The following is a 998-nucleotide window of genomic DNA, read 5'->3' as shown; positions in this document are numbered from 1 at the left end:
GATCATCTACGGCGTCGTCATTGTCGCCATGCTGTTGCTCTACGGCCGCGCGCCGGCAAGCCGCTGACCGTGGACGAAAAGGCAACACAGGCGCCAGCGGGCGCTCCCGGCTCGGTGCCTCCGGCCATCGTGGTGATGGGCGTCGCCGGCTGCGGCAAGTCGGCCGTCGGTATTGCGCTGGCGGCCGCTCTGGGCGTTGCCTTTATCGAGGGCGACAAGCTGCATCCGCCGGAAAACGTCGCACGCATGGCAAGCGGCGAACCGCTTACCGATCAACTGCGCGAAGGCTGGCTCAACGCGATCGGCGAGCGCATCGCGGAGTCGGTGGGCAGCGGACAGGGCGTGATTGCCGCCTGCTCGGCACTGAAGCGCAGCTACCGCGACCGGCTGAGCAGCTTCTGCCCGGAAATCGTCTTCCTCTATCTGGAGATCGACCCTGCCACGGCCAGGCAGCGTGTCGGCAGCCGCAAAGGCCATTTCATGCCGGCAAGCCTGGTCGACAGCCAGTTCGCCATCCTCGAGCCGCCGGTTGCGGAAGAGCGCGCCTTGACACTCGATGCCACACGTCCGGTCGGTGAGCTCGTCGCCGGCGCGGTCCGCCTGATACGCCGGTCATGAGCCTTCATCCATTCCGATGCCGGTGCTGTCCGGCGCCTCGGTCAGCCGCTGCCGGCGGGACCACGTCAGCATCTGCTCGGGGTAGAGCCTCAGCGCTTCCAGCAGGCGGTCGCGCTTGAGCAGGATGTAGTGCGCCTGCACAGCCATGTTCTTGGCGCCATCCCTGGCGGTGTCCTTCGCCGGGGTTACAGATGCCTCCGGCGTCAACTCGGGGCTGAGCACGGCGCGGTACTCGATGAAGGGAACCACTTCGAAGGTCGACATGGCAAACAGGGCGGTTCTGCCCCTGGCGGCAAAATTCGCCGGCGCCGAGGCGAGGTGCGTCCAGCCGCTTTCGCCCATGGCTGCCTCGGTGAAAGTCGTGCCGGCATGGACGGTGT

General features: G+C 66.8%; 1 protein-coding gene and 1 pseudogene. One reads left to right on the top strand and one right to left on the bottom strand.

The annotated features are described in order from the left end of the window. Positions 1–69: 69 nt before the first annotated feature. Positions 70–618 carry a gluconokinase gene (locus EN893_RS35545; RefSeq protein WP_127271875.1) on the top strand — a complete coding sequence of 183 codons (549 nt, stop codon included), beginning with the start codon at positions 70–72 and terminating at the stop codon, positions 616–618. On the opposite strand, the pseudogene EN893_RS35540 reads toward EN893_RS35545, so the two are convergent. Then, a pseudogene (locus EN893_RS35540) lies at positions 613–998 on the bottom strand (hypothetical protein); the annotation flags it as partial. The gene EN893_RS35545 and the pseudogene EN893_RS35540 sit on opposite strands and share 6 nt — an antisense overlap.

The sequence above is a fragment of the Mesorhizobium sp. M7A.F.Ca.CA.004.04.2.1 genome (assembly GCF_004022825.1).
Taxonomy (GTDB): domain Bacteria; phylum Pseudomonadota; class Alphaproteobacteria; order Rhizobiales; family Rhizobiaceae; genus Mesorhizobium.
This window is presented reverse-complemented; position numbering and strand designations above follow the sequence as displayed.